This is a genomic window from Seongchinamella unica (assembly GCF_004354085.1).
Classification (GTDB): domain Bacteria; phylum Pseudomonadota; class Gammaproteobacteria; order Pseudomonadales; family Halieaceae; genus Halioglobus; species Halioglobus unicus.
This window is the reverse complement of the sequence record NZ_SMSE01000001.1, coordinates 140,868-165,493: the sequence shown is the minus strand read 5'-3', so window position 1 is coordinate 165,493 and position 24,626 is coordinate 140,868. Positions and strand designations below refer to the sequence as shown.

At 61.3% G+C, this 24,626-nt stretch carries 26 protein-coding genes; 9 read left to right on the top strand and 17 right to left on the bottom strand.

Going from position 1 to position 24,626, the window contains the following annotated elements:
- Positions 1 to 314: 314 nt before the first annotated feature.
- Positions 315 to 1,079, top strand: coding sequence for an SDR family oxidoreductase (locus E2F43_RS00755; protein ID WP_133208972.1), 765 nt, complete (start codon positions 315 to 317; stop codon positions 1,077 to 1,079).
- 23 nt (positions 1,080 to 1,102) lie between these two features.
- Here E2F43_RS00755 and E2F43_RS00750 read toward each other — a convergent pair whose 3' ends face one another.
- The 5 genes from E2F43_RS00750 to E2F43_RS00730 all read right to left on the bottom strand — a co-directional run bounded on the left by E2F43_RS00750 (position 1,103) and on the right by E2F43_RS00730 (position 5,158).
- Positions 1,103 to 1,723 (bottom strand): PqiC family protein, encoded by a 621-nt coding sequence (locus E2F43_RS00750; RefSeq protein WP_133208971.1) that lies wholly within the window; start codon positions 1,721 to 1,723, stop codon positions 1,103 to 1,105.
- Positions 1,720 to 2,685, bottom strand: coding sequence for an MlaD family protein (locus tag E2F43_RS00745; protein WP_133208970.1), 966 nt, complete (start codon positions 2,683 to 2,685; stop codon positions 1,720 to 1,722). The genes E2F43_RS00750 and E2F43_RS00745 overlap by 4 nt, the downstream gene beginning before the upstream one ends.
- Positions 2,682 to 3,452, bottom strand: a complete 771-nt coding sequence (locus E2F43_RS00740; RefSeq protein ID WP_133208969.1) for an ABC transporter ATP-binding protein — start codon at positions 3,450 to 3,452, stop codon at positions 2,682 to 2,684. Before E2F43_RS00740 ends, E2F43_RS00745 begins: the two co-directional genes overlap by 4 nt.
- The gene (locus tag E2F43_RS00735) at positions 3,452 to 4,582 is read right to left on the bottom strand and encodes an ABC transporter permease (RefSeq protein WP_133208968.1); all 1,131 of its coding nucleotides are present in this window, start codon (positions 4,580 to 4,582) and stop codon (positions 3,452 to 3,454) included. The genes E2F43_RS00740 and E2F43_RS00735 overlap by 1 nt, the downstream gene beginning before the upstream one ends.
- Positions 4,583 to 4,648: 66 nt before the next feature.
- Positions 4,649 to 5,158: a DUF3806 domain-containing protein gene (locus E2F43_RS00730; protein ID WP_133208967.1), complete on the bottom strand. Its 510-nt coding sequence runs from the start codon at positions 5,156 to 5,158 to the stop codon at positions 4,649 to 4,651.
- A 152-nt stretch (positions 5,159 to 5,310) separates the two neighbouring features.
- On the opposite strand from E2F43_RS00730, the gene dapA reads away from it, so the two are divergent.
- From dapA to E2F43_RS00715, 3 genes are read left to right on the top strand one after another with little or no spacing between them, the layout of a single operon-like run.
- On the top strand, positions 5,311 to 6,183 hold the full coding sequence (gene dapA, locus E2F43_RS00725) for a 4-hydroxy-tetrahydrodipicolinate synthase (RefSeq protein ID WP_133208966.1): 873 nt from the start codon (positions 5,311 to 5,313) through the stop codon (positions 6,181 to 6,183).
- Positions 6,183 to 7,238: an outer membrane protein assembly factor BamC gene (gene bamC, locus E2F43_RS00720; protein ID WP_133208965.1), complete on the top strand. Its 1,056-nt coding sequence runs from the start codon at positions 6,183 to 6,185 to the stop codon at positions 7,236 to 7,238. Before dapA ends, bamC begins: the two co-directional genes overlap by 1 nt.
- A 5-nt stretch (positions 7,239 to 7,243) precedes the next feature.
- Positions 7,244 to 8,002 (top strand): MBL fold metallo-hydrolase, encoded by a 759-nt coding sequence (locus E2F43_RS00715; protein ID WP_133208964.1) that lies wholly within the window; start codon positions 7,244 to 7,246, stop codon positions 8,000 to 8,002.
- Positions 8,003 to 8,030: 28 nt separating this feature from the next.
- Here the strand turns inward: E2F43_RS00715 and glsA are convergent, their stop codons facing one another.
- From glsA to E2F43_RS00690, 5 genes are all read right to left on the bottom strand, one after another.
- Positions 8,031 to 9,077: a glutaminase A gene (glsA, locus tag E2F43_RS00710; RefSeq protein WP_133208963.1), complete on the bottom strand. Its 1,047-nt coding sequence runs from the start codon at positions 9,075 to 9,077 to the stop codon at positions 8,031 to 8,033.
- Entirely contained in the window at positions 9,074 to 10,786 is a 1,713-nt protein-coding gene (locus E2F43_RS00705; RefSeq protein WP_133208962.1) for an amidase family protein, read from the bottom strand. The genes glsA and E2F43_RS00705 overlap by 4 nt, the downstream gene beginning before the upstream one ends.
- A gap of 18 nt (positions 10,787 to 10,804) precedes the next feature.
- Complete coding sequence (locus E2F43_RS00700) at positions 10,805 to 12,187, bottom strand: DcaP family trimeric outer membrane transporter (protein WP_133208961.1); 1,383 nt, start codon at positions 12,185 to 12,187, stop codon at positions 10,805 to 10,807.
- Positions 12,188 to 12,280: 93 nt separating this feature from the next.
- Positions 12,281 to 13,153, bottom strand: coding sequence for a lysophospholipid acyltransferase family protein (locus E2F43_RS00695; RefSeq protein ID WP_133208960.1), 873 nt, complete (start codon positions 13,151 to 13,153; stop codon positions 12,281 to 12,283).
- Positions 13,153 to 13,644 (bottom strand): leucine-rich repeat domain-containing protein, encoded by a 492-nt coding sequence (locus tag E2F43_RS00690; RefSeq protein WP_133208959.1) that lies wholly within the window; start codon positions 13,642 to 13,644, stop codon positions 13,153 to 13,155. Before E2F43_RS00690 ends, E2F43_RS00695 begins: the two co-directional genes overlap by 1 nt.
- A 114-nt stretch (positions 13,645 to 13,758) precedes the next feature.
- Between E2F43_RS00690 and E2F43_RS00685 the strand changes: the two genes are divergently transcribed.
- From E2F43_RS00685 to E2F43_RS00675, 3 genes are all read left to right on the top strand, one after another.
- Positions 13,759 to 15,078, top strand: coding sequence for a hypothetical protein (locus E2F43_RS00685; protein WP_133208958.1), 1,320 nt, complete (start codon positions 13,759 to 13,761; stop codon positions 15,076 to 15,078).
- 14 nt (positions 15,079 to 15,092) lie between these two features.
- Positions 15,093 to 15,899 (top strand): class I SAM-dependent methyltransferase, encoded by an 807-nt coding sequence (locus E2F43_RS00680; RefSeq protein ID WP_165954136.1) that lies wholly within the window; start codon positions 15,093 to 15,095, stop codon positions 15,897 to 15,899.
- A gap of 63 nt (positions 15,900 to 15,962) precedes the next feature.
- Positions 15,963 to 16,718: an SDR family NAD(P)-dependent oxidoreductase gene (locus tag E2F43_RS00675; RefSeq protein ID WP_133208956.1), complete on the top strand. Its 756-nt coding sequence runs from the start codon at positions 15,963 to 15,965 to the stop codon at positions 16,716 to 16,718.
- On the opposite strand, the gene dapE is transcribed toward E2F43_RS00675, so the two are convergent.
- Genes dapE through E2F43_RS00660 form a run of 3 tightly spaced genes read right to left on the bottom strand, consistent with a single transcriptional unit; the run spans position 16,698 to position 19,250 of the window.
- Complete coding sequence (dapE, locus tag E2F43_RS00670; RefSeq protein WP_133208955.1) at positions 16,698 to 17,837, bottom strand: succinyl-diaminopimelate desuccinylase; 1,140 nt, start codon at positions 17,835 to 17,837, stop codon at positions 16,698 to 16,700. The genes E2F43_RS00675 and dapE overlap by 21 nt on opposite strands.
- Positions 17,838 to 17,849: 12 nt before the next feature.
- Positions 17,850 to 18,869 (bottom strand): 2,3,4,5-tetrahydropyridine-2,6-dicarboxylate N-succinyltransferase, encoded by a 1,020-nt coding sequence (gene dapD, locus E2F43_RS00665; protein ID WP_133208954.1) that lies wholly within the window; start codon positions 18,867 to 18,869, stop codon positions 17,850 to 17,852.
- Positions 18,870 to 18,893: 24 nt separating this feature from the next.
- Entirely contained in the window at positions 18,894 to 19,250 is a 357-nt protein-coding gene (locus E2F43_RS00660) for an ArsC family reductase (RefSeq protein ID WP_133208953.1), read from the bottom strand.
- A 143-nt stretch (positions 19,251 to 19,393) separates the two neighbouring features.
- On the opposite strand from E2F43_RS00660, the gene E2F43_RS00655 reads away from it, so the two are divergent.
- A complete protein-coding gene (locus E2F43_RS00655) occupies positions 19,394 to 19,822 on the top strand; it encodes an MAPEG family protein (RefSeq protein WP_133208952.1) in 429 nt (142 codons plus the stop codon).
- Positions 19,823 to 19,827: 5 nt separating this feature from the next.
- On the opposite strand, the gene E2F43_RS00650 is transcribed toward E2F43_RS00655, so the two are convergent.
- The 4 genes from E2F43_RS00650 to gatC are packed head-to-tail and all read right to left on the bottom strand — an operon-like array spanning position 19,828 to position 23,351.
- Positions 19,828 to 20,118, bottom strand: a complete 291-nt coding sequence (locus tag E2F43_RS00650; protein WP_133208951.1) for a PA4642 family protein — start codon at positions 20,116 to 20,118, stop codon at positions 19,828 to 19,830.
- Positions 20,119 to 20,137: 19 nt separating this feature from the next.
- Positions 20,138 to 21,580, bottom strand: a complete 1,443-nt coding sequence (gene gatB / locus E2F43_RS00645) for an Asp-tRNA(Asn)/Glu-tRNA(Gln) amidotransferase subunit GatB (protein ID WP_133208950.1) — start codon at positions 21,578 to 21,580, stop codon at positions 20,138 to 20,140.
- Positions 21,580 to 23,040 (bottom strand): Asp-tRNA(Asn)/Glu-tRNA(Gln) amidotransferase subunit GatA, encoded by a 1,461-nt coding sequence (gene gatA / locus E2F43_RS00640; RefSeq protein ID WP_133208949.1) that lies wholly within the window; start codon positions 23,038 to 23,040, stop codon positions 21,580 to 21,582. Before gatA ends, gatB begins: the two co-directional genes overlap by 1 nt.
- A gap of 23 nt (positions 23,041 to 23,063) precedes the next feature.
- Positions 23,064 to 23,351, bottom strand: a complete 288-nt coding sequence (gene gatC / locus E2F43_RS00635; RefSeq protein ID WP_133208948.1) for an Asp-tRNA(Asn)/Glu-tRNA(Gln) amidotransferase subunit GatC — start codon at positions 23,349 to 23,351, stop codon at positions 23,064 to 23,066.
- 233 nt (positions 23,352 to 23,584) lie between these two features.
- Between gatC and E2F43_RS00630 the strand changes: the two genes are divergently transcribed.
- Entirely contained in the window at positions 23,585 to 24,622 is a 1,038-nt protein-coding gene (locus E2F43_RS00630; protein ID WP_133208947.1) for a rod shape-determining protein, read from the top strand.
- The last annotated feature ends 4 nt before the right edge of the window (positions 24,623 to 24,626 follow it).

The following is a 24,626-nucleotide window of genomic DNA, read 5'->3' as shown; positions in this document are numbered from 1 at the left end:
AGTGTGATGCGCCGTTTTCCGGTCCTGATCAGTCCACGGCGATTGAGGGCTCGCCAGTGGTCGGCTCTGGAACCTGTCAGGCTGTTGTTATTTCTACTGATTTCTTGTTTCTTATTGGTTAATGGACACGGGGCATTTTAACCCAGAAGCGGGACGGCTGTGCCATTTTATGCTGTCGTTGATTGGTTTTTGTACTTTCCCGCCATTTTTCATACGAAATCTTAAACCAGGCTGAAAAGCATTTACGGGGGTCATGGGCACACCCGTGCCGATGGTAGAGAATGCCGGTTCATTGATTGAGCGGGAATGTTGACATGGGTATTTATGCCATCACGGGTGCAGCCACCGGTATTGGCGCTGCATTAAAGAGCCAGTTACTTGCGGCGGGCCATGAGCTTGTTTCTGTCGACATCAAAGCCGGGGACGTGATCGCCGACCTCTCCACCGCAGAGGGACGGGAGGCCGCCATTGCCGGGATTCGCGAACGCGCCCCCGACGGACTGGACGGCTTCATTCCCTGCGCCGGCCTGCCGCCGGTTGCCAGGCCGCTGTCGCTGATCGCACAGGTCAACTATTTCGCGGTGGTGGCGACGGTAGAGGGGCTGAAAGACCTGGTTGCGATGAAGCGCGGCAGCGTGCTGATCGTCGCTTCCAACTCCGCTCCCATGATTCCCCGTGATGACCCGTTTGTGGATGCCTGCCTCGCGGGTGACGAACTGGCCGCCTGTGCCCACATTGAAATCCGTGACGGTCACACTGCCTACGCGGGTTCCAAGCGCGCCGTCACCACCTGGATGCGACGCAATATTGTCTCCTATGCCCGGGCGGGGGTGCGGATGAATGCGGTTGCTCCCGGAATCACCCGGACACCACTGTCGGAGCAGGTAATGTCCGATGATGAATTGGGGCCGGCCATGCAGGCCTTCGGCAAGAGTGTGCCCTGGGGAGGGACTGCCCAGCCGGAGCAGATTGCCAATGTCATGCGCTTTCTGCTCAGCGAGGACGCAAACTTTGTCTGCGGTTCGGTAGTGTTTGTCGATGGCGGCTCTGACGCCATGTTACGCAGCGACGATTTCTAACCGGGCGCCTGCCGGGGCGGCAATTATTCGGCGCTGTCCGGCCTGTTGACCGCGGTTGCAAGTGGCGACAGTGCGTCGGCGATGTCTCCGCTCAGCTGATAGAGCAATTCGCTGTAGGCGGCGGCAATTTCACCGGCGTCAGGATCTGCCACCCTGAACGTCCTGCTGTAGGCCTCCAGCCGTTGCTGCAGGGCCTGTCCGTCGCTTACCCGGTAAAGCAGCCACTCGGTGAGCAGGGTTGCCTGGGTCGAGTCGGCATCCATGGCCAGCACGCGTATTTTAACCCCGAAGTCCGGCTGGCGTCTGGGGTGCCAGGGAAATGGCTGGATGTTCTGCGTCTCCATCAACCCCGCCAGGTTGAGGCTCAGCACCCGGGTGATGCCCTGGTCCAGGGGTTCCGCCCAGCGTTCAGTGCTGGCAATCCGCAGGCCGTTGGCGCCATCACTGCGGATGATACCGTCCCGGTCCAGGTACTGGGGAATACTCACCGGCCCCACACCCAGCGCGGGCCCGGTGGAAGCCGCCGGTAGTGATCCCTGGGCGCTGAGTTTGTAGTGCCGGGCCGGAGGCGTGCTGCCACAGGCAACAAGCGTCAGCAACAGGCCCAGTGCGAGCCACAGTTTGATCGGTCCGCTAGTTATCACTGGTCATCACTCCTGCCGCGAATCAGCGACTCCGGTTGTTCTTCAAGGGCCTGGCCCAGCTGTTGCAACGCCCGGCCCGCCTGTGACAGATCGCGCAGAGCGCGGTTGAGCTCGTGGACGGTGGCCGAATCGTAGTCCACCAATTCGTCGATACTGCGCATCCCGGATTCAAAAGAGGCGATGGCCCGTTCAAGGACTTCCAGGTTGCCTGCCACCAGTTCCGCCAGTCGCGGCAGCTCGACATTGGCGGTGTCCACGGTGACTGCGGCGCCATCTAGCACCGCGTCCAGCTTTGGTCCGGTGCTGGCGAGTTGCCCCTGTAATTGCTCAGTCAGGCCGCTCACCGAAGCCAGGGTGTCCTGCAGTTGGCCGGGTAGTGCCTGGAAGGCCTCAGCGGTGATGAAGCTGTTGACTCCCGCTGCGATTTCTTCCAGGTCGGCGGCTACCTTGGCGAAATCGATGGATTCCAGCTTGCGGGCAAAACGTTCCAGGTCCGTGGGAATGGCTGGGATCTGCAGGTGCGGAGACTCGATAGTCGCCAGGATGAGTTCGCTGTCAGGGTGGAAGTCCAGCTGCACGTAGAGCAGCCCGGTGAGCATGCTCTGGGTGTTGAGCTGTGCGCGCAGACCACGGGAGATCAGCTCCTCGGTCAGGCCCTCGGTATTGGTGCCGGTGCGGCGGATATTTTCACCGCGCAGTTCCGCCTCCACCAGCATGATGAGCTCTGCTGTGTCCGAGTCCAGGATCAGCTCGATATCGGTGACCTGTCCGATTTGCACGCCGCGCAGGGCTACCGGAGCGCCGATCGCCAGGCCCTTTACCGAACCTTCGAACACCATCACCACGGTGGAGCGTTCCTTGCCAAAGCCGGTGCCGAGGGCAAAGATAACGGCGCTGATGGCGATCAGCAGACCACCGAAGACAAACGCGCCAATGGCGACCGTTTGGGGTTTTTCACTCATACTTGCTCCTCCTGCAGCGAGCCTGACTCGCGCGCCAGGAATTGTCTCACAACTGGCTGGTCACTGTGGTCTCTGAGTTGTTTTGGGTCGCCGTAGGCAATCATGGTCTTGCTGCTCGCATCCAGATACACCGAGTTGGTGGCGATGCCGAATATGCTCGGTAGTTCGTGAGTCACCATCACCACGGTTGCGCCGGTTGAATCATGTAGCTGCTCTATCAGGTCATCCAGCAGGCATGAACTGATCGGGTCCAGGCCGGCGGAGGGTTCATCGAAAAACAGGATTTCCGGCTCCAGGGCAATCGCCCGCGCCAGGGCTGCCCGCTTGCGCATGCCGCCGCTGATTTCCGAGGGGTAGTACTCCTGATAACCCGCCAGGCCCACCAGCGCGAGCTTGTAGGCGATGATGTCAGCCCGGTCGGCGTCGGAATAACTGGTGTAGAGCTGGAGCGGCAGATTGACGTTCTCCGCCAGTGTCATGGCGCTGAACAGTCCGCCGCTCTGGTAGGTGATGCCCCAGCGCTGGCGCATACTGTCCTGCTGCTTGGGGCTGGCATTAACAAAGCTCTCGTTGTTGTAGAGTATGTCACCCTGCCGGGGCTGTAGCAGGCCCAGCATGTGTTTGAGCAGGGTGCTCTTGCCGCAACCGCTGCCTCCCATGATGACAAAGATATCGCCGCGATTGATGTCGAAATCAAGGTCCTGTTGAATCACCCGTGACCCGTAGGCCATGGTCAGGTTGCGAATCTGGATGTGCGGATCGCTCATCAGATCTCCAGTTGCTGGCAGATGATGTTGATGGCCGCGTCTGCGACGATCAGGTAAACGATGGCGGTCACCACCGCCTCGGTAGCCGCCTGGCCGACCGCGGCACTGCTGCGGCCACTGTTGATGCCGGAGCGGCAACCGGCCACGGCGATCAGCAGGCCGAACACCACGCTTTTGATCAGCCCCACGATAAGATGGTGCATACCGAGCGCCGACTCTCCCTCGGAAATGAACATCAGTGGTGCAATTCCCATTCCGCCGGCAACGATGCCGCCGCCGATAATGCCCAACAAGTTGGCGTACAGGGTGAGTAAGGGCATCATTACCACCAGCGCCAGCAAGCGCGGCACGACCAGGAACTCCATGGGCGAAACGCCCATGGTGCTGATAGCATCGATTTCCTCGTTGCCCTGCATGGTGCCCAGTTGGGCGGCATAGGCGGCCCCTGTTCGGCCCGCCATGACGATGGCGGCCATCAGCGCCCCCATCTCCCTGAGCATACCGATGACCACCAGGTCAGCGACGTAAATCTCGGCCCCGAACTGCTGCAACTGGACCGCACCCAGGTAGGCGAGAATCATGCCCACGAGCACGCTGGTAAGACTGATGATGGCAAAGGCATCGGGACCGGCCTGGTAGCAGAACTGCCTGAAGTCGCTGAAGCGGGTGTTGGCCCGCCCCAGCGCCAGCCGCCAAAGGGCGATGCTGAGCTCGCCGAGGAATGCCAGTGCCTCCCTGCCGTGATGGCGTAGCTCATTGACGAGTCGCGCCGGACTGAGTGCGTTGTACCACGGTGGGCTGCTGGCAGCCGATGGTGCATGTGGAGGTACAGCGGTCGCCACGTCCAGCAGCTGATTCACCCCGTCGGGGAGATTGCGGGTGGTGAAACGTATGTTGTCTTCCTGGCACTGGTTGTAGGACTGGAGCAGGAATGCCATCAGAATCGAATCCCAGCGGCCCAGCCTGGAACCATCCACCACCAGTTCCGGCGCGGTGAGGCAGCAGAGCTCATCCTTTAACACCTGGAAGTCCCGGTGCGTCTGGCCCTGGATCCAGTCACCGGTCAGCTGAAGCACGGCGCTGTCCCGGTCATCGGTCAGCAGGTCGAATCCGGGTGGCAGTTGGCTCATGCAGTCGCGTTGCTCGCTGGGAAGAGGGTTCAGTCTAATAATTTCCGGGGGCAAATGCCATGTTGTTTACTGCTGAAAGGGCAGCGGTGGCAGTGCCTCGCTGATAGCATCCTCCGCTTTTTGGTAAATGTCAGCTACCGGCGTCGTATTGCCCACCTCCCGTCGCCGGGAAATCATGGTAACCGGGAACAGGTAGTTATCCGTCTCCCGGTAGCGCAGGGCCCGGCTGCGCCCCAGTTTGTCCTCGTAGACCACCCAGTGCAGTCCCTGTTCACGGGCCAGCAGGTCACCCAGAATAATGCCCATCCCCTGCAGTTGCTCGGTCTGGTCGCCGCGAACCAGCTGGTCATCGAGCAGACGCTGCAGCAGGGCCAGGTCCCCGTCCTTGTCGCCGGTAAACCGGCGTCCGTAGTGACGCGCGGCAAGCTCGTCGAGTTGCTGTCGTTGATGCTGCATGTATTGCCTGTCGATGGCCGTCGGCTCACTGACATCAGGTTCATCCTGTGCCTGGGCTGCGTGAGCCGCCACCAGGGTGCAGGCCAGCAGGACCAGCAGTGCGCGAGATAAAAGGATCATGGTGCTACCTCCACAGGTTTTTTCGAAGCATAGCAGCCGCTGGCATTTTGACCCAAGCCGGTTGTCATTGCTGCGCCGACATGGATAATGGCCATCTTCCCCACGGACGGGCCACGGCAGGTGGTCCCCGTCAGCATTTTCGGAGAGTTCGAATGATTACCGGCAGTATCGTCGCCCTGGTTACGCCAATGCACCCAGACGGCAGCGTCGATTGGGAGGCGCTCGAGCGCCTCCTGGACCTGCATATCGAAGCCGGTACTGGTGCCATCGGTGCCGTCGGTACGACCGGTGAAAGTGCCACCTTGAGTGTTCCCGAGCACTGCCAGGTCATCAGGCATGCCGTGGACCATGTCGGCGGCAAGCTGCCGATTCTTGCCGGGACCGGCGCCAATGCCACCTGGGAGGCCATTGAGCTCACCCGGGCCGCGGCCGACGCCGGTGCTGACGCCTGCCTGCTGGTGACTCCCTACTACAACCGCCCCACCCAGCGTGGCCTTTACGAGCACTTCAAAGCGGTGGCCGAGGCAGTGGCGATCCCCCAGGTGCTGTACAATGTGCCCGGCAGGACTGCTGTGGACATGCACAATGACACGGTCGAGCAACTGGCTTCCATTGACAATATTGTCGGTATCAAGGATGCAACCGGTGATCTCGATCGAGGACGCGACCTGATTGCCCGCTGTGGCGACCACATTGCCGTATATTCCGGCGACGACCCCACCGCAATGGAACTGATCCTGGCGGGGGGTAAGGGCAATATATCGGTCACGGCCAACGTGGCCCCCCGGCAAATGGCCCAGCTGTGTGCCAGCGCGGCAGCAGGTGACCGCGAAGCGGCCACCGCGATCAATGACAGGCTTACCCCGCTAAACCGTGCCCTGTTCCTGGAGGCAAACCCGATACCGGTGAAGTGGGCCCTGTGGCAACAGGGATTGATCGAGGAAGGCATCCGCCTGCCGCTGACCCCCCTGGACCCGAAATTTCACGCCGAGGTGAAGGCAGCCCTGGAGGCCGCATCAGTTTAATGAATATCCCAGCCCTGACTCGCAATCTAACCGCCGGCGCGCTGCTGGTTTCCCTTTCCGGCTGTGGCTACCTTTTCGGTGACCAGGGCGTCTTTCGGGACAAGTCCGAGGATTACAAGAAAGCGCCGGACATGCCGGTCATCACGGTTCCTGAACACAAGGACAGTGATGCCCTGCAGGAAATCTACCCGGTCCCGCCGGTGGAAAATGCCCTGCTGGCAACGGAGGAGTTCGAGGTTCCCCGGCCCACTCCCCTGGCGGCGGGGGCGGAGGACGAGATCGTTCGCATCCAGCGCCTGGGAGAGGAGTCATGGATCCTGGTGGCAGAGGCCCCCGGCCAGGTCTGGCCGCAGGTCCGCAGCTTTTTCGCCAGTGCCGGTATTCCTGTTGCCCGGGTGGACGCCCGGGCCGGAACCATGGAAACCGGTTGGCTTGCGCTGGAGAGCGCGGCCATGGCAAGTCGCTTTAAAGTGCGCATAGAACAGGGTGTCCAGCGCGGCAACAGCGAACTACACGTGTTGCAGCAGAATCAGGTCGGTGATGTCGATAACTGGCCCGGCAGTTCCGACAATGTCGAGCAGGAATCGGAGATACTGCAGGCCCTGGCCCAGTACATTGCCAACAGTGCCGGTACCGCGCCGGTATCCATGGTGGCCGAACAGGCGATCAACGCCTCCGGCAAAATCTCCATCCAGGAATCCAGTACTGGCGAATCCTATATCCAGCTGGCGCTGCCCTTCGATCGTGCCTGGGCCTCGCTGGGACGGGGATTGGAAAAATCGACCTTTGAAATCACCGATCGTGATCGCAGCAGCGGCATTTATTATGCGACTTTCCTCGGCCCGCAGGGTGAGGATGACGATGGCTGGTTCGACTGGCTCTTCGACAGCGAGGAGGAACATCCCCAGGCCGGGCAGCCCTTTATTGTCAGTGTGAAAGCCGATGACGAGAGCAATGTGGCCATTTTCCTGAAACCTGCGGCAGAGGCCACCGCCCCGCTCGAAAAGCGGGACAGGCAGGCGCTGCTGACCTTGATCAAAGGCAATATCAACTGACGGCTATGCGGTTCGCCTCCCTGGGCTCCGGCAGCAAGGGTAACGCTACCCTGGTGCAGGCCGGGGAGACAACACTGATGATCGACTGCGGTTTCTCCCTGCGGGAAACGACCCGCAGAATGCAGCGCCTGGGTCTCTCTCCGGACCAGTTGCAGGGGGTCCTGGTCACCCATGAGCACGGCGATCATTGCGCCGGCGTGGCCCGGCTTTCGGCAAAATACCAAATCCCTGTTTACCTGACCCACGGGACCGCGGCCACCGGCCGCGTGGACGGCGCCCACCGGTTGCATTGCTTCAATGCCGACGATGAACTGGTGATAGGCGACGTGCGGGTGCAGACGGTGACAGTTCCCCATGACGCGGCGGAACCCTGTCAGTTCCGGTTGAGCGCCAATGGCCGTTCGCTGGGCATACTGACTGACCTGGGGTGCATTACCCCGCATGTGGTGGGACATTACCGCGATTGCCACAGCCTGCTGCTGGAATTCAATCACGACCTGGATATGCTGCTGGCGGGGGAATATCCCCCCCAGCTCAAGCGCCGGGTGGGGGGGGACTGGGGTCACCTGAATAACACCCAGGCGGCTGCCCTGCTGCGGCAGCTCGAGTGCACCGAGCAGTTGAACAACCTGGTGGTTGCCCACATCAGTGAAAAAAACAATTCAAGGGAGTCTGCCGAACTCGCCCTGGCCTCGGTGCTCGACTCTCTGGAACCGGTGGTCTGGGCGGATCAGGTCGACGGCTTTGACTGGCTGCAGGTCTAGCGGATAGACCGACTGGCTGACGCCACCGTTACGGCGCTGTGCTGGAATCCGCAGTGCTGTCGTAGGCAGTACCGGGGTTGAACAGGCTGAGTCCGAGTTCGCGGGAAATAGCCTGAATAGCGAGCATGCCGCGCATACTGTTGCCCGCCGGCGATAGCCGGGGCGAGTAGGTGGCGATCGCCAGCTCTCCCGGGGCCACCGCCACAATGCCGCCACCCACACCGCTCTTGGCTGGCAGCCCCGCGGTGAATGCCCACCATCCGGACTCGTCGTAAAAGCCATTCAGCGTCATCAGCGCCAGTACCTGCATCACCAGCTCAGGGGCCAGCACCGGCTCCCGGGTGACAGGATTGACGCCGGCATTGGCGAGAGTGGCGCCCATGACAGCGAGTTGCTGCGCGGTCACCGCCACGCAACTCTGCCTGTTGTAGATATCCAGGGTGGTGTCGGCTTCCGCCTCCAGCCAGTCTTCCTGTTGCAGCAGATTCACCAGCGCACGATTGCGATAGTTACTGGTCGAGACCGATTGGTAGACAGCATCCTGCAATTGCAGCGGTTCCCCGGCAAACCTGCTGAGGTAATCGAGCAGCAGGGGCCAGCGCTGCCGGGGTTCCTCGACCCGGATCATGCTCACAGCGGTGATTGCCCCCGCATTGACCAGCGGGTTCAGTGGTTCATGGCGTGTGCGGATTATGCCAGTCAGCGCATTGAAGGGATCACCCGTGGGTTCCACCCCGAGCTCGTCTACCAGCGCCTGGGCGCCGCGCTGCTGCATCACCAGGGCCGCGGTGAAGGGTTTGGCGGCAGACATGATGGGGAAGGCCACATCGCTGTCGCCCCGGGTGATGACCTTGCCATCGACCGTCATCAGGACAATCGCAAAGCGGTCCGGGTCAGCCGTGGCCAGTGCGGGAATGTACTGCGCGGGTTCCCCGTCTTCGAGGTGGCGGTAGGCTTGATAGGCACCCTCGACCGCGGTTTCCAGGGTCTTTGTATCCAGCGTAGCCGCCAGCGCACGGGAGCCTCCCAGTGTGGCCAGCAACAGGCCGGTCAGGACGGGGGTGACTGTCCTCACGGAAACTGCGTGGGCGGCCTGCGGGCCCGGGTTGCCTGCTCAAAGGCGTAGGCCAGTTCGATCAGCCTGGGTTCGGAGCAGGCGGTGCCGATAAAACTCACGCCGAACGGCATGGGTTGCGGGTCAAATCCGGCCGGCAATGGCGGTTGCAGCGTATTGCCGACCGTGGTGAACGGCACGACGACCGCGGGATAGCCCGCTTTATTGAGAATGTTTTCACCTTTCCAGGAGGGCAGGAGCAGGGCATCGAGCCGGTGCGCCTCGAGCACGGCGTCGATACCCTCGGTGCGGGACAGACGGATATCCTTGTCGCGGTCGGCGCGCCAGCGGCCCCTGTCTGCCGTCACGTCCATCTCGTCGGAAATGTCCAGTTGCGCCTGGCCGTAGCGGATCGCATTTTGCTCGTGATGGGCCTGGTTAAACTCCCGCAGCGCAGTGAGGGAGGCCAGCGGGGCGCTGTCTCCCAGGCTGTCCAGCCAGAGGTTGAAATCGCGCTTCATGCCGTACTTCAGAATGACCGAGCAGTTTGCGTCCTGGCCCTTGCTGTTGGCCAGGTCGAAGCAGTTCTGGAACAGCAACTGGTTATCTGCCGCTACCGGATTAACGACACTGGGAATGTTCGCCGGGTCCACAATCACCGCCCCCTGTTGTCGCAGCACTGCGAGCGCTCTGGTCATTGCGGCGTGTTCCCGGGGTGACAGGCCGCCGACCGGCTCCGTTTCGCCCGGCGGCACCACGGGCTGGTAATAGTAGGCCCGGGGGATGCCAATGCGCGCGCCTTCCAGGGCGCCGGGGCGCAGGTTCGAAGAATAGCTGCCGTCAGCCGGCGGAGGGCAGATGCCGGTGGCCGGGTCATGTTGGTCGACACTTTCCATGGCCGCCAGCAGGGTGGCTGCGTCCGCCACGTATTTGGCCATGCTGCCGGCGGTGTCCTGGTCGGCGGTAATGGGAATAATGCCGTGGCGGCTGATCCTGCCCACGGTGGGCTTGATGGCCGCCAGCAAGGTGTTGTTGGCGGGTATCTCGATGGATCCCGAGGTTTCTGTCCCCACGTTGGCAGCCCACAAGTTGGCGGCGGTACCAATACCCGAACTGGAGCCGCCGGTGTCCAGTACCGCGCGCCCGTCGTCGAAACCGTCGCGGGGGTCAGGGCGAGGGTCGTAGGGGTTGTAGCCATAACCGCGCACGGCGTTGTAGCTGTTGGGCATGCCGGTGGCGACCCAGTTGGCCAGTTCCGTCAACGTGGTCTTGGCAATAATGACCGCGCCTGCCTCGCGCAGTTTACTGACCAGGGTGGCTTCATAGGGCGGGGTGTAGTCCTTGAAAGCCAGTGCTCCCCCGGTGGTGGGCATGTCAGTGGTGTGAATGTTGTCCTTCAATGCGATGGGTATGCCGTGCAGGGGGCCGCGCAGATTGCCCGCGGCCCGCTCCCGGTCGAGTTGTTCTGCCTCGGCCAGCGCATCGCCGTTCACCGCCAGGGTGGCGTGCAACTGTGGCTCGTATTTTTCAATCCGGGCCAGGTACTGGGCGACGATTTCCCGCGAGCTGGTCCTGCCGTCTGCCATGGCCGCCTGCATGTCGGCAAAACTGGCCTCAACAACACTGAAGGAACTGTCCGCTTCGCCTGCTGGCTCCAGCGAACCGTTGGCGGAGCAGGCGCCCAGCTGTAGCGCGGCGAGCAGGGCGATGGTTCTGACGGCAATATTCAAGGTTGTGTCTCTCCGTGTCTAAAAGGTCTTGCCCAGCCTGTGTTTCACGGTGAACTGAATCCGGTAGTCCTCACCGCTGCGACCCCCGACGTCCTCGTGCCTGCCGTAGAGGAACTCAGGGCCAATCAGGAATTGCGGGTAGGGGGTGTAAAGCAGATTCGCGCTGGCGTAAATGCCAGTGTCAAACTCATCATCGGCCTGCTGGTTGCGCGGGTCCGCATCGTTGACAGAAAAGCCAAAGGAAGACGACCAGTTCGAGGACCAGTAGCGATCATAGTAGGCGGTTACCCCCAGCACCGGAACCGCGGCAGCTTCCCCGTCTTCGGGGGCCAGGTTCACACCGCCGTCGTTGAAGAAGCTGGAAATTCCCTCGCCGTATACCAGGCCCAGTTTGAGCTGATCCTCACCAACGGTATTGATCACGCCGGTGAGATTGATGCCCCAGCCGGTTTCCTTGTCCGGCCTTGGCGCGTCCGGTAAACCTCGCGCTTCAACCTCCAGGCGCCGCAGCACCCCGGCAATCTGGTAGTGGCCCCAGTCGTAGCTATCCCGCCAGTGGGCGGTGATGTCCGGATAGCGGGTGCGGGGTTTTACGATGTCGTCAAATTCCGGCGACAGCTCGCCGAACACTCCGCTGTTGAAGCTGCCGTTGGGTTTTTCCGCGGCGATCGCAAACTCTGTCCCGTCGTCGACGTCCCAGGTGTAGCGAATCTGTGGATTACGGTTGAATATCATGCCCGCCGGCCCCCACCAGTCGATGATATTGGGGAAGATGGAGATATCCATGAAGTTGCTGTTGGTCTGGCCGAAACCGAGCGAACCGAGCTCGATCCACGCATGGCGCAGGTTGAATTTGGTGTCGCCGGCATCGGATCCGCTACCGAAAAAATCAAACTCGAACCAGGACTGCACGTTGCCCAGCGGCGTGGGAGTCGCGCCCCGGAAACCCAGCTGGGTCTGTTTAACGCTGATGATGGTGTTGCCGTTGGGGCCGAAAGTGTCCTCCACGGTGGGAATGGTGGATGGTCTCAGGGTGGATTCCCAGGTGGGATCTACGCGCTTGAAATCGTAAATCGCATCCAGCTGCATGTGCCCGTACAGCCGCAGGGCGGCCAGGTCGCCCGCTTCCCGTGCCGCCTGCGCCGTAGGCTCCATTTCCGCTCTCGCCCGATCCTCTGCGTCGGCAACGCGGCTCTCCACGATCTCCGAGACCGTCGTCCCCGTCTCTTGCTGGCTCGACTTGAGTTGTTCGAGTTCCAGGCGCATGGCGTCGAGTAGCTGTTGCTGCTGGCGTAGCTGTGCTTCCAGCAGCTCAATCCGCTCGGCGTCACTTGCCGCGCTGACAGAACCCGCGGGAATCAACAGTAGTGATGCCAGAAGCAAGGGTAGGGCTTTACGCATGACAGTCTCCACGGGGATAATAGGGAAATTCTAGTACAAAATTGTTCGTCCGCTGTACGCAATCGACGTTTTGGGAATTATGCCGCTCTGCGGTCAGGACGCGTCCTGCTCCATGGCGGCTTCCTTTGCCCGATCGCGTTTCCAGCGTCGGTTGCTCCACAGCCAGCTTTCCGGTTCGCTGCGGATCGCTTCTTCCGCCAGGGCGACATAGCGATCCGTGATGTCATTGGCTTCCTTGTCATACGGCGGTGTGGCCACTTCCTTGAATTCAATGTCGTAGTAACCCGTGCGACGCCGTCGGCACTGGGCAAAGAGGACCGGGAATCGCGCCATTTTGGCAATGGTTTCCGCGCCCAGGTAGAAGTTCGCCTCCTGGTTCATAAACAGGGTCCAGTAGCCACGCTCACTGCGAATCGGCGACTGGTCTGCCACCATGACAAACACGCGAAACTCCCGGCGCCTGCGGATGATGTCCTTCACCGACTCATCCATCGACAGGGGCCGGGAGCCGAACTGGCTGCGAATCTCATAGATCAGCTTGTCTACCGATGCATTGTGCAGCGGCTTGTAGACCGGGTCGATAGGAATCTGGAACCGGGTGGTGGCACCGTGCAGCATCCATTCCCAGTTGCCCTGGTGGATGGTGAGGACGATCACCGATTTGCTGAAATTTTCACTGTATCGCTCCAGCAATTCCGGATTGGTAAAGCGGGCCCGCTGCAGGAACGCCTCGGCCGGCATGCGTCGGGCCTTGATGATTTCCAGTGCCACCTGGCTCAGGCGCAGATAGAATGCCTTTTCCAGTTTGCGGCGCTCAGCAACAGACTTCTCCGGGAACGCGTTGGCCAGATTGGTCCTGACCACCTCTCTGCGATAGCGGAAGACGTAGTAGAGCAGCAGATAGCACAGCCAGGCCAGCGCATAGAGCAGGCTGAACGGAAGAAAGGATATCCAGCGAAACCACATCAGCGTGCACAATGCTCCGGCAGGATGAGTTCATTCAGGCGAAAGAAAGCATTGCCCGAGGGGCACTGCAGCTCCCCGTTGCCGGAGAGATCGAGCGTGTTCAGGGACAGCAATTCATACAGGGGTACCGGGTCCACCACCTGGTTATCGTCCAGATAAAGTGCTTCCAGAGAGGAGAGCTGCACCAGCGGAGTCAGGTTGCGTATCTCGTTGGCGGACAGTTTCAGTTGTTGCAGGCCGGTGAATATCTCCAGGCCCTGCAGGCTGGTAATTCCGGCGTGGCTGCAGTTGAGGCTGCGCAATTCCCTGGCCAGGGTGACTTTCTGGTCGATAACGGCCTGCTCGACACAGGCCTGCAGAGCGGCGTCCGCCAGTTCGAAGCCGGAAAGCAGCGGACGCGGTGAGTATACGACCCGGTCATTGACCTTGAAATCGAGGTCACCGCAAGCGCTGCCCAGCAGCAGTAACAGCGTTGTCAAAAACCAGCGCATCTTTCCTCGTTTCTCCGGACCTTCCAGGTACCCGCGTGGGACCAATTTGGTCATGGCCCCAACCGGACAGGCTACCTATAATAGCACTGCATTCGGTCAAATATGGAAAGCTTGATGACAGAGTCCGAAAAAACCAGTGACGGTTCCCCGACTGACCAGGGTGCGGGCAGCGACGCGATATCGCTGGTACAGCGAGGTAACCTGAAAACCCTGGAAAAAACCCTGCGCAAGCAGTGGCGGCTGGGGCAGAATATCGTCCTTTGCTGGAGCGCGGACGAGCGCGGGCTGCTGGTTATATTTGTCCCGCATTACTTTCTCGGTAACTACTGCGCCGACGATGCCGAGCATATCGGCAACGAAGCCTACATCCGGGCGCTGATTTCCGGCCAGCGACGCAAAACCCGGGAAGAAATGTTTGCTGTCTCCCGCCGGTTGGGGGTGGCACCCACTTTCATCAAGCTGAATACCGCCCTCAGTGAGGAACGCCTGGTGCTGGAAGCGGTTGAACAACTCATCAGGCGCTACGGGTTGAGCTATGTGGAGAACCGGGCGGTATTGTTGTTCGACATCGTCGAATTTTCGCTGCACACCCCGTTCGAGCAGGCCAGTCAGCTCAACAGCCTGTCCTACTCGCTGAATTCTGCCTACAACAAGCTGCTCGCCCGGGGTATCGAGATCAACTTCGCCCGCACCACGACGGGCGACGGCTATTACATCTGGAATCGCAGCCTCGGGCCGCAGGCGGACCAGGACCTGTTCTACTTCATGCTGCTGGTGGTGGCCGACAATGCGGTGGCCCGCGCCGCTTCCCGGGGTAATACCGTACCGGTAATACGCACTGCGTATCATGTGGGTGGCCACTATGAGCTGTATCAGGCGGAGGGTGTGAATCCCACGGTGTTCAGTTACATCGTCGGTGATGTCACTATCGAGCTTGCGCGGATGGTCGAGCTGGCCGCTGCAGAGCAGATATTGGTCGGGGATTTTTCCGCTTGTCCGGGTGACGGGCCGCTGCTATCGGAAACCCTGGCAACACCGGCTTTTGTCGCAGCCTGCAATCGCGGCCTGGCGGCCGTGGCGGGAACACAGCTTTCCAGCAAGCAGGTATCTTCTATCCAGTGCTGGCTGAGCGAAAGCCGCGACGAAGCGGGTGAAACCGCGCCCCGTCGCTTCCGCATCGTCGACAAGCATGGCCTCAATCACTACGCCTACAACCTGCAACTGAAGGTCAGCCTGGAGGGGGCCGAGTTACTGCTGGGCCTGGATGATGCGCGGCTGGCGGGAATCGCCGATAAAGGTGAAGAAGCAGGTGGGGCGACAGAGCAGATCGAGGAACAGGCCGCAGCGAAGACACCTGCGGCGAGCGCCGAGGAACTGTTCGATGACCTGGCCAACCTGCTGCAGAAACGCAAGTCCAGAATCGTCGAGGACTGAGCGTTATTTCCCGGGTGAAGAAAACACCACCAGCGCCCTCCTTATTGGCCGTTTGTCCGGGGGACGATCTGTCCCGCGGTCCGGCGGGCGAACTGGCAGAAGAACTGGACCTGCCTTTGCTGCCGCTGTCTACCGACCCCCGTCGCTGCACCTCGGCAAGGGCCGTGCTGCTGGTGTATGTCAATGGGATTGCACTGCAGCTGACCGGCAAGCAGGCTCCGGGACCGGTCAGCGTCGACTTTGGCGAATCGACTATGCGTCATCGTCGGGGTGCGGGGCACAACGAGTTACTGGGCAGGGCGGTCGGCATCGGCAAGAAAGACGGGCTCCGCGTTTTCGACGCGACCGCCGGTCTGGGGCGCGACAGTTTTGTACTCGCTGACCTGGGCGCGCAGGTCACCCTGTGTGAGCGCCACCCGGTGGTGGCGGCCATGCTCCGCAGTGGTCTGCAGCTGGCTCAGTCGTCTACCGACCCCTGGCTTGCCGGCGCAGCCGCCCGCATGACCCTGGTGGCGAGCGATGCCATGGAACTGCCGGCGGAACAATTGCAGGACTTTGACGTGATCTACCTGGACCCGATGTTCAGGCAGCGCGATCAGCGCGCAGCCGTGAAGAAGGAGATGGCCCTGTTCCAGTTCCTGTTGCAGGAGGAGCCGGACAGCAACGAGGACCTGTTGCACTGGGCTCTGGCCAGTCCGGTGGCGAGGGTGGTGGTCAAGCGCCCGCCCAGGGCCGCTTCCCTGGCCGACGTGAAACCCTCCCACAGCATCAAGGGTAAGGCCGTGCGCTATGATGTGCATGTGCTTTCCGGCCTCAATTGACAGGGACAGCCCCGGCGCTAACCGCTACTATCCCCGGCAACGACCTAACAGGAGATACCCATAATGGCCGAACAGAAGACCATTGCGCTGGTGACCGGCGCATCCTCCGGACTCGGTGAGGAATTTTGTCGTCAGCTGGCTGGCCGCTGCGACATGATTATTGCGGTGGCCCGGCGCCGCGATCGGCTGCTGGCATTGCAGCAGGAGCTGTCAGGACAGGTAGCAGTGCATGGGGTCGAGGCAGACCTGATGACAGTGGAGGGCGTGGCCCATACCATGGAAATGCTGCGCCAGAAGGGGCCCGTGGACATCCTGGTCAATAATGCCGGCTTTGGGACCTATGGGCATTTTATCGATTTGCCCATAGGCGGGCAGCGTGACATGGTCGATTTGCACTGTAACGCCACCATTACCCTGACCAGGGCGGCGTTGCCCTTTATGCGCGAGAAAGGGGTCGGGCACATCATCAATGTCTCTTCCCTGGGCTCTTTCCTGCCCGGGGCCATGCTGCCGGTATACGGTGGCAGCAAGGCCTTTCTCAATTATTTCAGCCTGTCACTGCAGCGTGAACTGGCGGATACCGGTATCCGGGTGCAGGCCCTGTGTCCCGGTCTGGTGCGCACGGAAATACATGAACCCATGAAGCAACAGGGTTTTTCCCCGGAGGCGTTTCCGGACGAAATGTGGATGGAGCCAGGGGAAGTCGTGGCGGCCAGCCTGGCAGCGATGAACAGCGACAGGGTATTGGTGGTTCCGGGTGAGGGCAACCTGAAGCTCGCCCGTATGGGCGTCCAGGGACTACTGGACGCCCTCGGCTAACAGCCGCTCGAGAATGCCACGGTATATGGCCGCCAGCCGGGGCAGGTCCGGTGCATGGACTTCCTCGTTGAGCTTGTGGATGGTCGCGTTGATCGGACCCAGTTCTACGACCTGGGCGCCGCTGGGGGCGATGAAGCGGCCGTCGGAGGTGCCGCCGGAGGTGGACAGCTCGGTCTCGAGCCCGGTGACCTCGCGAATACTCTCTACCGCAGCCTCCACCAGTTCGCCACTGGCGGTGAGGAAGGGCTGGCCGCTCAGGCTCCAGTCGATTTCGTAATCGAGCTGGTGGGCATCGAGGATGGCCTCGGTACGCTGCCGTAATTCCACGTCAGTGACCTGGGTTGAAAAGCGGAAGTTGAATACCACCTCCAGCTCACCGGGAATGACGTTGGTCGCACCGGTGCCGCCATGGATATTGGAAATCTGCATGGAGGTTGGCGGGAAAAAGCGGTTGCCCTCGTCCCAGACCTCAGCCACCAGTGCGGTCAGTGCCGGTGTCGCGCGATGGATGGGGTTGTCAGCGAGGTGGGGGTAGGCAATGTGTCCCTGCACTCCCTTGACCCGCAGCCGGGCATTGAGTGACCCGCGTCTGCCGTTCTTGATCACGTCCCCCAGGGAACGGGTGCTGGAGGGCTCTCCCACCAGACACCAGTCAATCTGTTCATGCTGTTCCTGCAGCCACTCCATAACCCGCACGGTGCCATCCACTGCGGGACCTTCTTCGTCGGAAGTAATCAGGAAGCCGATCCTGCCGTGATGATCCGGGTGACGGTCAACAAATTCTTCGCAGGCGACCACCATTGCCGCCAGGCTGGCCTTCATATCGGCAGTGCCGCGGCCATACAGGGTGTCCCCGATCAGGGTGGGTTCGAAAGGGGGCGTGTGCCACTGGGACTCCGGGCCGGTGGGGACGACGTCGGTATGTCCGGCAAACGCCAGAAGTGGTCCACTGGCGCCGCGCACCGCCCAGAAGTTATCCACATCGCCGAAGCGCAGTGGTGTGCAGCAAAAGCCGATCGCTTCCAGCCGGGCCATCATCAGCGCCTGGCAGCCCCTGTCATCCGGGGTTACGGAAGGCAGGCGGATCAGGTCGCAGCACAGTGACAGTGTTTTATCCACGGTATAGGTACCCTAGTTGTGGGCGTGCAGCTCCTCGTTGAGCTCAATCGCGGAACGGTTGGTCAGGCACTCGACGGCACCGGTCGTGGAATTGCGCCGGAACAGCAGGTCTGGCTTGCCAGCCAGGTCCCTGGCCCTGATGGTTTCCACCGGCATGCCATCGGCGTCCAGCATGGTGACCTTGGTGCCGGCGGTGACGAACAGGCCGGCCTCCACGGTGCACCTGTCGCCCAGGGGAATGCCGATGCCGGCGTTGGCCCCGATAAGGCATTCCCTGCCCACGGAAATAACGATGTTGCCGCCGCCGGACAGGGTGCCCATGGTGGAACAGCCGCCGCCAAGGTCTGAGCCCTGGCCAACCATCACGCCGGCGGAAATACGACCCTCGATCATGCCGGGCCCCTCGGTACCGGCGTTAAAATTGACGAAGCCTTCATGCATGATGGTCGTGCCTTCGCCCAGGTGGGCGCCGAGCCTCACCCGGGCGGTGTGGGCGATGCGAACGCCGGCGGGCACGACGTAGTTGGTCATTTTCGGGAACTTGTCGACACTGCTCACCTCCAGCAGGTCACCGCGAAGCCTGGCGGACAGCTGGCGTTCGGCGAGTTCGTTGACGTCCACCGCGCCCTCGTTGGTCCAGGCGACATTGGGCAGTACACCAAACAGGCCGTCCAGGTTGGTCCCGTGGGGCTTGACCAGTCGGTGCGACAGCAGGTGCAGCTTCAGGTAGCCCTCCGGCACGTTGGCCGGTGGGCCGTCTTCAGTCAGCAGCACGGCCACCGCCGGGCGTCCGTTGTCTCGCAGGCGTCCGGCCAGCGCCGCCTGGTCGTTGGCCCCGGCTTTGCTCAGCGCCGTTTGCAGTGCGCGCAACTGGGTTTCGTCCAGCTCGGTGTTGCTGTCAAAACCGGCTGCCGCAGCCTGCAGTTCTGTGGAGGGTGCCAGTAAGGGGGAGGGGAAGAAGACTTCCAGCCACTCACCCTTGCTGTTCTGGGTGCCCACGCCCAGTCCGAAGGCAAAAGCGGAATCTGTCATTGTAATACCTGTGTTCGATGCACCCTACAGGGTGTGATGATTAAAGATGTCCTGGTAGCGTGCCGCGGAAAAACCGCAATGGCGTTCGTGCCCGATGTCCAGCAGCGGTCGTTTGAACAGGGTTGGCTGGGCAACAATGATATCCAGCGCGGTGTCCTCATCCATGTTGTCGCGAACTGCCTGATCCAGCCCTTTCCAGGTGGTGCTGCGCTTGTTTACCAGGGTTTCCCAGCCCAGCTCATCCAGCCAGCGGCTAACGGTTTCCCGGCTCAGGCCCTCCTCGCGCACATCGTGAAAGCGATACTCGATACCTCGCTCTTGCAGCCATTTCCGGGCTTTTTTGACCGTGTCGCAATTTTTGATGCCGTATAGGGTAATCACCTGATGTCCTGTCGCAGCGCAATTTTTTGGGGCCGGTAGGATAGCAAATCGGCTGCCGCAGGGCACCTCTGAATATCTCCGGATGCGGTGCTATATTGTCCACTTGAAGGTTGGCGACACAAACCGTCACGTGAGGTGAACCGATGGAGCTGTTAAGTAATGAGCTGGCCTTGCCGGTCGCAGTCATGCTGGTATTAACGCTGGTGGTATGGGTTACCCTGTTCGTCACCAGGATGAGCTACCTGACCGCCAACAAGGTCGATGCGGAACAGTTGAAAACACCGGCGGAGGTGCAGGCGCTCATCCCCGGCGATGTGTCCGCCGCCGCCAACAACTTCAAAAACCTGTTTGAGATGCCGGTGGTGTTTTATGTCACCTGTTTCTACCTCACCCTGTTCGGCCAGGTCGACAGTCTGCACGTGACCTGTGCCTGGGTGTTCGTGTGCGGCAGGATCCTCCACAGCCTGATTCACTGCAGCTACAACCGGGTCATGCACCGCTTTCTGGTCTACCTGCTGTCGTCACTGGCCGTATGGGTGATGGTGGTGAGGATTTTTCTGGCAGCGCTGTAAGCGCTTCAGCCCGCGCCGGCGGCCTTCAGTATATCGGCATACCCGGCGCCGTGACGGTGCCTGGAAATGATCTCCATGACGGTTTCGCCGTCGGGCCCGCGGGCATTGATATCGCGTTGCTGGGCGTTGAAAAAGCCCACGAACAACTCAAAATCAGCTGCCCGCATGCTCTGGTAGGCCTTGAGCAGCATGTGAAAATCCTCGTTACTGCCATCGTGCGGCCGGACCTCGAGGAAGCTTTTTACGTGGTCCTCTGTCCAGACCTCGTCGAGTACTTTTTGCTTGTCTTTCTTCATTCGGAAACTCTCACTCTATTCAGCCCAGTTTTTTCGCCAGTAGCTGATTGACCATTTGTGGGTTTGCCTGGCCTTTGGATACCTTCATGACCTGGCCGACGAAAAACCCGACCAGTTTTTTGCGCTTGCCCTCGTCGGCGGCCAGATACTGTTCCACCTGGGCGCTATTGTTGGCAATCACGTCATCCACCATGGCTTCCAGTGCGCCGCTGTCAGAGACCTGTTTCAGGCCCCTGGCGTCGATCACCTCATCCGCGCTGCCCTCGCCCTGCCACATGGCCTCGAATACCTGCTTGGCAATTTTCCCGGAGATGCTGTTGTCGAGAATACGGACGATGAGGCCACCGAGATCCGTTGCCGACACCGGACTGGCGTTGATCGCCAGTTCTGCTTTGTTGAGTTGGCCCAGCAGTTCCACCTGTACCCAGTTGGCGGCGATCTTGGCGTCACCACAGGCGCTCACCACAGTCTCGTAGTAGTCCGCCAGCTCGCGGCTGTCTGCCAGCACGTTGGCGTCGTAGGCAGAGAGTCCGTACTGGTCCATAAACCGGTGTCGCTTGGCGGTCGGTAACTCGGGCAGGGTGTCCCTGATCGCCGCCACGTACGCCTCGTCGATGACGATCGGCAGCAGGTCGGGTTCCGGGAAGTAGCGGTAATCGTTGGCTACTTCCTTGCTCCGCATGGGCCGGGTCTCATCGCGGTCGGCATCGTAGAGCCGGGTTTCCTGTACCACCTTGCCACCGTCCTCGAGAATGTCGGACTGGCGCTCCACTTCGTGGCGAATGGCGCGCTCGACAAAGCGGAACGAGTTGACGTTCTTGATTTCCGCCCGGGTGCCATACTCCGCCTGGCCTTGCGGTCGCAGGGAAATATTGATGTCACAGCGCATGGAACCCTCGGCCATATTGCCGTCGGAAATACCCAGATAGGTCACCAGGCTGTGCAGGGCCTTGAGGTAGGCCACCGCCTCTGCCGCGGAGCGAATGTCCGGCTCACTGACAATTTCCAGCAGTGGAGTGCCGGCGCGGTTCAGGTCGATGCCGGTCATGCCGTGAAAGTCTTCATGCAGTGATTTGCCGGCGTCTTCCTCCAGGTGGGCGCGGGTGATGCCGATCTGTCGGGTGCTGCCGTCCTCCAGCTGGATTTCGAATTCCCCCTTGCCGACGATGGGGTCGGAAAACTGGCTGATCTGGTAGCCCTTGGGCAGGTCCGGGTAAAAGTAGTTCTTGCGGTCAAATACCGAGCGCATACCGATTTCGGCGTCGATACCCAGGCCAAACATCACTGCCATACGCACGGCCTCAGCGTTGAGCACCGGCAGCATGCCCGGCATGGCCAGGTCGACGGCGCTGGCCTGGGTGTTGGGCTCGGCTCCAAAGGCAATGGGCGACCCGGAAAAAATTTTTGACTGCGTGGCCAGTTGCAGGTGCACTTCCAGACCGATAACCGTTTCCCACTGCATCAGGCGGCACCCCCGGTTGCGGGTGACAGGGTATGCCAGTCGGTGGCCTGCTGGAAACGATGAGCCACGTTCAGCAGCCGGGCCTCGGCAAAATGGCGGCCGATCAGTTGCAGGCCCACCGGCTTGCCGTCGGCCAGTCCGGCCGGAACCGACATGCCGGGCAGTCCCGCCAGGTTTACCGCCAGGGTGTACACGTCCTCCAGGTACATCGCCACCGGGTCATCGCTCTTGGCTCCCAGGGCAAAGGCAGGGCCGGGTGTGGTGGGGCCGGCGATCACATCCACCTGTTCCAGGGCCAGCCTGAAATCGTTGCTGATCAGTCGACGGGCCTGCTGTGCCTTCTTGTAATAGGCGTCGTAATAGCCGGCGGAGAGGGCATAGGTGCCCACCAGGATGCGGCGCTTCACTTCGTCGCCAAAGCCTTCCTCGCGGGTGCGGGTGTACAGATCGTGGAGGTCCGCCGGGTCTTCGCAACGGTGGCCGTAGCGCACGCCGTCGAAGCGCGACAGGTTGGTGGAAGCTTCGGCCGGGGCGATGATGTAGTAAGCCGGGATGGTCAGGCTGCTGCTGGGCAGGCTGATATCAACCAGTTCTGCGCCCTGGGCCTCCAGTTCTTTCAGCGCCGCCTGGATGCAGGTGCCGGTAGCGCCATCCAGGCCGTCGCCAAAGTATTCCCGTGGCAGGCCGATGCGCAGGCCTTCCAGGCGGTCGCCCAGCGCGGCGGTGTAGTCTTCCACCGGAGTGTCTGACGAGGTGGAGTCCAGCGGGTCGTGACCGGCCATGACATTCAGCAGCAGGGCGCAGTCCTCGGCGGTCCGGGCCAGCGGGCCGCCCTGGTCCAGGCTGGAGGCATAGGCGATCATTCCCAGCCTTGAGACCCGGCCGTAGGTCGGCTTGAGGCCGGTGATGCCGCAGAAGGCCGCCGGCTGGCGGATGGAGCCGCCGGTGTCGGTACCGGTCGCGGCGGGCGCCATTCTCGCCGCCACCGCGGCCGCCGAGCCGCCGGAGGAACCCCCGGGTACCAGGTCGGGATTCCAGGGATTTTTAACCGCCCCGTAATAGCTGTTCTCGTTGGAGGAACCCATGGCGAATTCATCCAGGTTGGTCTTGCCCAGCATCACCGCGCCAGCCTCGTTGAAGCGCTTGATGACGGTGGCGTTATAGGGGGGCACAAAGTTGTCCAGCATCTTCGATCCACAGCTGGTGCGCAGGCCCTCGGTGCAGAAAATGTCCTTGTGGGCGACGGGGATGCCGGTGAGTGCGTCGGCATCGCCGGACGCCAGGCGCAGGTCTGCCGTCCGTGCCGTGGCCAGGGCGGAGTCCTCGTCGACGGTGATAAAAGCGTTGAAAGTGGCGTCGTGCTCGCTGATGCGCTGCAGATAGGCCTGGGTCAGCTCGACGCTGGAAAAGGCCTTGTCCCGCAGGCCCTGGGCCAGCTGGGCGACAGTCTGATTATGCATTGCTGTGGTTTCCTGGGGCGGCGTTATTCAATAACTTTGGGTACGAGGTAGAGGCCGTTCTCGACGGCCGGTGCGATGGCCTGGAAAGCCTCACGGCGATTGATTTCGGTGACCTCGTCTTCGCGCAGGCGCTGGGTGGCGTCCAGTGGATTGGCCATGGGCTCAACACCAGCGGTGTCGGCGGCCTGCAGCTGGTCCACCATGCCCAGGATTTCGGTAATCCGCTGGGTGACCTCGCCGATTTGTTCTTCGGCGATGCGGATACGCGCGAGTTCCGCAATTTTTCCAATTTCGTCTTGCTCGATAGCCATGTTGTTACAACCGGGAAGAGCCGCCGGGGTGCGGCAGGGGGGTAAACTTATCACATTTGCGCCTTGCCCAAAATCCCCGCGGTTGTTACAGTTGACCGAATAATTTTTCACCCCAAAAAACGGTCGAAATCCGTCGCATTTCAGGGACAAAACACGCAATGCGCGGCATCAGGGAAGCATACAGGACTGTCCGGCCCGGTTCCCCCGTTGTATTCATAAGGTAGTAAGACTTAATGCTGAAGAAATTGCGTGGAGTGTTCTCCAACGATCTCTCCATTGATCTGGGCACCGCCAATACCCTGATCTACGTGCGCGACAAGGGCATCGTGCTGGACGAGCCATCGGTGGTTGCGATCCGCGTCCACAACGGCCAGAAAACCATCGAGGCCGTCGGCACCGAAGCCAAACGCATGCTGGGCCGTACCCCCGGCAACATCACGGCTATCCGTCCCCTCAAGGATGGTGTGATCGCCGATTTCCAGGTGACCGAGAAAATGCTCCAGCATTTCATTGCCAAGGTCCATGAGAGCCGCTTCATACGCCCCAGCCCCCGGGTACTGGTGTGCGTGCCCTGTATGTCCACCCAGGTGGAGCGCCGGGCCATTCGCGAGTCGGCCCTGTCGGCCGGTGCCCGCGAGGTACGGCTGATCGAGGAACCGATGGCCGCGGCGATCGGCGCCGGTCTCAATGTGGAAGAGGCCAGCGGCTGTATGGTGGTCGATGTCGGCGGTGGTACCACCGAGATTGCCATCATTTCCCTGAACGGCATTGTGTACCGTGATTCGGTACGGGTGGGCGGCGACCGCTTTGACGAAGCGATCGTGTCTCATGTTCGCCGCCGTTACGGCAGCCTGATCGGCGATGCCACGGCGGAAAAGATCAAGATGGAAGTGGGGTGCGCCTTTGGCGGCTCCGATCTCCGTGAAATCGATGTCCGCGGCCGCAACCTGGCCGAAGGTGTGCCCCGCAGTTTTACCCTCGACAGTGACGAAATTCTGGAATCGCTGCAGGATCCGCTGTCCTCCATTGTGCAGGCGGTGAAATCGGCGCTGGAACAATCGCCGCCGGAGCTGGCTGCAGATATAGCGGAGAGCGGTATTGTGCTCACCGGCGGTGGTGCCCTGTTGCGCGACCTGGACAGGCTGATCTCCGAGGAGACAGGCCTGCCGGTGATCGTTGCCGAGGAACCCTTGACCTGTGTTGCCCGCGGTGGCGGCCGGGCGATGGAACTGATGGACAGGCGCACCATAGACCTGTTGTCCACTGAGTAAGTAA